This window comes from Klebsiella sp. AqSCr (assembly GCF_008452795.1).
GTDB classification, from domain to species: Bacteria; Pseudomonadota; Gammaproteobacteria; order Enterobacterales; family Enterobacteriaceae; genus Klebsiella; species Klebsiella pneumoniae.
Genome location: NZ_MJDM01000027.1, coordinates 1 through 3410, shown reverse-complemented (window position 1 = coordinate 3410; position 3410 = coordinate 1). Strand labels below are relative to the sequence as shown.

General features: G+C 48.6%; 5 protein-coding genes. 2 read left to right on the top strand and 3 right to left on the bottom strand.

All coding sequences use genetic code 11. The annotated features are described in order from the left end of the window. Positions 1-49: 49 nt before the first annotated feature. Complete coding sequence (locus BHE81_RS25795; RefSeq protein WP_050489137.1) at positions 50-1231, bottom strand: hypothetical protein; 1182 nt, start codon at positions 1229-1231, stop codon at positions 50-52. 46 nt (positions 1232-1277) lie between these two features. Here BHE81_RS25795 and BHE81_RS25790 point away from each other — a divergent pair. Both BHE81_RS25790 and BHE81_RS25785 read left to right on the top strand, forming a co-directional pair. After that, positions 1278-2446, top strand: a protein-coding gene (locus BHE81_RS25790) for an IS3-like element ISEc52 family transposase (protein ID WP_149888851.1) whose coding sequence is annotated in 2 segments (ribosomal slippage) — positions 1278-1527 and positions 1527-2446 — 1170 coding nt in all. Because the reading frame shifts where the segments join, the coding sequence is not laid out codon by codon here. Positions 2447-2462: 16 nt separating this feature from the next. Then, positions 2463-2615 carry a hypothetical protein gene (locus tag BHE81_RS25785; RefSeq protein ID WP_122985329.1) on the top strand — a complete coding sequence of 51 codons (153 nt, stop codon included), beginning with the start codon at positions 2463-2465 and terminating at the stop codon, positions 2613-2615. Positions 2616-2630: 15 nt separating this feature from the next. Here BHE81_RS25785 and BHE81_RS25780 read toward each other — a convergent pair whose 3' ends face one another. Next, positions 2631-2915, bottom strand: a complete 285-nt coding sequence (locus tag BHE81_RS25780; RefSeq protein WP_004187019.1) for a type II toxin-antitoxin system RelE family toxin — start codon at positions 2913-2915, stop codon at positions 2631-2633. After that, positions 2905-3153 carry a type II toxin-antitoxin system Phd/YefM family antitoxin gene (locus BHE81_RS25775; RefSeq protein WP_004187025.1) on the bottom strand — a complete coding sequence of 83 codons (249 nt, stop codon included), beginning with the start codon at positions 3151-3153 and terminating at the stop codon, positions 2905-2907. Before BHE81_RS25775 ends, BHE81_RS25780 begins: the two co-directional genes overlap by 11 nt. Positions 3154-3410: the final 257 nt, after the last annotated feature.

Sequence of the window (3410 nt, the reverse complement as noted above, 5' to 3'; positions counted from 1 at the left end):
CTGAAAACACAACCCGCTACGGGGGAGACTTACCCGAAATCTGATTTATTCAACAAAGCCGACTTGCGGTGCCAAGAGCTATGCCTATGTGCTGATACGTTCCAATTGCGTTCGCGTAGTTTTCGATATTACTCAGCGAACTTTCAGACAGGGTGACCAGCTCACAGGCAAACTCATCACGCCGCCTGGCGTCAGCCAGTAACTCGTCCATGAACTTTTCGCTCAGAGAATGGCGATAGCGATCGAACCAACAGTCGATCTGATAGGCCAGAAAAGCTGATGCTAGGCCGGTAATAATCCCTATTAGCACGGGTGTGATCAGGCCGGAGATAGGTTGAAGGAAGGGTATTGTTGCCATGAAGGCAGAGACCGTTTCGGTAAGCAGGATGCCAACAGATGAGATAACAACGGTGGTCAGGATCTTCAGTCCTTCCTGCATTGCCTGGTCGTGCGTCATATTTTTAGGAGGAAATAAAATCATTTTAAAGGCGCGGAACAGGCCTATAATGCCTTCACGGATAACTGTTACAAAGCGTTTTGCAGTGGAGAGAAAGTTATTGATCAGAAAGGTCAGCAGGTTACTCATAAAGCCGCTGACACCGCCTTGAAACATCTGCCCGACAGCTTCTGGAATTTTTTTTATCACTGATTCAATCGCTCGTGAAAGCCGCTGTTGAATCTCTTCAAATAGAGTTTTTCCTGTTGCAATACCCTGTTTTATGAGTAATTTGAATTCATTAAACAAGCTATTTACCAGCTCTGTTAGCAGCAGGCCGAAGGCCTGGCGCATCCCCATTAAGGCTGCCTGCTTGCCGCCGGTTTGCAGGAGTTCTGTCGTCTGTTTTATCAGTAAGGCAGGCTCCACCGTGTTATCGATATGTTGATGCGCTTGATCGTGCTTCTCCTCTGTCAGCGAATTCTCAGTGTCGAATTTCTCTTTATTTGTAGTGCCGTCTTTTCGTTTTTTCTCAGCCCATTCCTTGAGGTCCTGATCGCTTTTGGAACCATTCAGCGGTTGGTTGGTGAGAGCCAGATTTTCATCATGATTGGCAAGGTCGCGAATACGGCTGACATCAACGTTTAGTTCACCTGTTTCCGCATTTTTCCTTACCTTTCCCAGCGCAAGGTGTACTTTGGGATTTGTATGGATTTCATGAACGGAAACCACATGATCTAGCTCAGCACGGACGATGTGCCCATTGCTATGAAGTGGTTTACTGAATTTGGCCACCTGAACAGAGGTGATATACTCACCTCAGAACAACACAGGTGCCATAATGAAAAAAAGAAATTTCAGCGCAGAGTTTAAACGCGAATCCGCTCAACTGGTCGTTGACCAGAACTATACCGTGGCAGATGCAGCCAGCGCTATGGATGTCGGCCTTTCCACAATGACGCGATGGGTGAAACAATTACGTGATGAGCGGCAGGGAAAAACACCAAAAGCCTCCCCCATTACCCCGGAACAAATTGAAATCCGTGAGCTCAGGAAAAAGCTACAACGTATTGAAATGGAAAATGAAATATTAAAAAAGGCTACCGCGCTCTTGATGTCAGACTCCCTGAACAGTTCTCGATAATCGGGAAACTCAGGGCGCGTTATCCTGTGGCCACTCTCTGCCATGTGTTCGGGGTTCATCGCAGCAGCTACAAATACTGGAAAAACCGTCCTGAAAAGCCAGACGGCAGACGGGCTGTATTACGCAGTCAGGTACTTGAACTGCATGGCATCAGCCACGGCTCTGCCGGAGCAAGAAGCATCGCCACAATGGCAACCCAGAGAGGCTACCAGATGGGGCGCTGGCTTGCTGGCAGACTCATGAAAGAGCTGGGGCTGGTCAGTTGCCAGCAGCCGACTCACCGGTATAAGCGTGGCGGTCATGAGCACGTTGCTATCCCGAATCATCTTGAGCGACAGTTCGCCGTAACGGAACCAAATCAGGTGTGGTGCGGTGATGTGACCTATATCTGGACGGGTAAGCGCTGGGCGTACCTCGCCGTTGTTCTCGACCTGTTCGCAAGAAAAACAGTGGGCTGGGCCATGTCGTTCTCGCCGGACAGCAGGCTCACCATGAAAGCACTGGAAATGGCATGGGAAACCCGTGGTAAGCCCGTCGGGGTGATGTTCCACAGCGATCAAGGCAGCCATTATACGAGCAGGCAGTTCCGGCAGTTACTGTGGCGATACCGGATCAGGCAGAGTATGAGTCGGCGTGGAAACTGCTGGGATAACAGCCCAATGGAGCGCTTCTTCAGGAGTCTGAAGAACGAATGGGTGCCGGCGACGGGCTATGTAAGCTTCAGCGATGCAGCTCACGCAATAACGGACTATATCGTTGGATATTACAGCGCACTAAGACCGCACGAATATAATGGTGGGTTACCGCCAAACGAATCAGAAAACCGATACTGGAAAAACTCTAACGCGGTGGCCAGTTTTTGTTGACCACTTCAATGAGCGTGTGGATAATGCGAGGTTTGGTTTGCGATCAAAATATTACGTAAAACCTGCTGCTGACCATCCCTGGATGACACGGAGAACGCAGAGTAAAGATGATGTGAAGCCGCCAACGTTACCCAGAAAGAAAGTAGGCCCGGATACGACCCCAAAATAGTGCTTACAGCATTCGTCAATTGCGATTAAGGGTTGCATTATAAATGTCGTCGTTTTCGCGTTTGCCTACGCCGATAACAGTGACTGTGACAATGTCGTCCTCTACACGATAGACAAGGCGATATCCGGCACCACGTAGCTTAATTTTATACTGGTCCTTACGTCCATGTAGCTGTGATGCCGGAACTCTGGGGTTCTCCAGGCGCTCTTTGAGTTTCTTTTTGAACTGTACCTGTAGTGTATGACCCAGCTTCTTCCATTCTTTCAGAGCGGATTCGTTGAAAGCCAGCTTATAGGTCATCAATATTGACCTCTATAACCTTTTCTCCGCTTCGCTCATCAGCCATCCGTCCCAGCTCTTCATCTTCCAGAAGCTCCATCAACTGGGCATAGAGTGCCGGTGGCACACAGTAGAATGCAGGCTCATTACGATTAAGAATGGCTACCGGAGCGCCATCCCCGGCGTGGAAAGTACCCATAGGGTCACGTTTAAGTTCAGTAATGCTAGCTGCTGTAGTGGTCAGAACCTGAAATGCCATAATGTTACCTCCTAGGTTTAAGTGTTCATTGTAGCGCGTTTAAAAGCATTCTTAAAGGTGCTTTTAATTGAGTTCTACCCGGTAAAAATGCCGGGGGCATGTTATGACTTAATGAGAAAAGTTGCAGAAACAGGGGGGAGGGGAGGCAAATGTATTGAAATTAGAACCTAAGCACTTTTGTGTATTTATATGCAGCGAGGCTTTGTTGAATAAATAAGATTTCGTGCGAACGACCCTGTAGCTGGCTGGATTTTCAG

Bases quoted from the DNA above. Each gene is read 5' to 3' on its own strand.
- BHE81_RS25780 (WP_004187019.1), bottom strand. From the start codon at position 2,915: ATGACCTATAAGCTGGCTTTCAACGAATCCGCTCTGAAAGAATGGAAG.
- BHE81_RS25775 (WP_004187025.1), bottom strand. From the start codon at position 3,153: ATGGCATTTCAGGTTCTGACCACTACAGCAGCTAGCATTACTGAACTT.